Source organism: Siphonobacter sp. BAB-5405, assembly GCF_002872335.1.
GTDB lineage: Bacteria > Bacteroidota > Bacteroidia > Cytophagales > Spirosomataceae > Siphonobacter.
In genome coordinates, this window is record NZ_NJAG01000173.1 from 1 (window position 1) to 701 (window position 701).

General features: G+C 47.5%; 1 protein-coding gene. It reads left to right on the forward strand.

From position 1 onward, the window contains the following. Nucleotides 1–482: 482 nt before the first annotated feature. The coding region (locus BWI97_RS28815) for a hypothetical protein (protein ID WP_233208091.1) at nt 483–701 on the forward strand (219 nt) is incomplete at its 3' end.

Consider the following 701-nt stretch of genomic DNA (forward strand, 5'->3'; position numbering starts at 1 on the left):
TTCTGAGGCCCTACTTTTAGCTAGTTATAGTCCTGTTAGTTCAGCTCCTGCCTTCTGAAGGCCTAATTGACATAAGTACCCAACACGCCCTTACCCACCCGCTATCGGCCTAAGCAAACCTGTTCACCCCAGCTGACTGGCGATTCATCCCTTTTATTTGTTTGCCCGTCTCAGCGGTATTTGCTTTGTTTTGATCAATGAAACAAAGGATATGCTTCGCCTGGCTCGTCACCGAATCGTTTTTAGTACGCAATTCGTCTGTCTATTCTTATTCTGGTATCTGGTTAAATACTATCTGTCGAAGGATACCCTGTACCTGCAGGCGAGCACCTTTCTAGTCGCCCTTGCATTCGCTTTGATGGGCTTGGTTAGTTATCAGCTTGTCATCAAACCCCTTTTTTCTTCCCAACCCGAAAGAAATTTTCCCGGGCGTATCCTTGGCTTCGGAGTTAGTGTTCTTTTTAGTCAGGTTTTCATCGACGTTGTTAGTTCCATCGAATTCGATCACCTTTTCCGCTTACGTTGACCGCCTCATTCATCCAGGAAAAGCGATCAAAGCCTTCATCGAATCCTTCAACGGGTGGCTCCGGGGAGCAGAGTTTCTCTCCAGTCTGCTGGGCTTTGTGATTCTATATAGCTTGCTAGGATTCTGTTACCTGGCCGTGGATGCCTTTTATCGACGCAGGCAACTCGCACGAGCC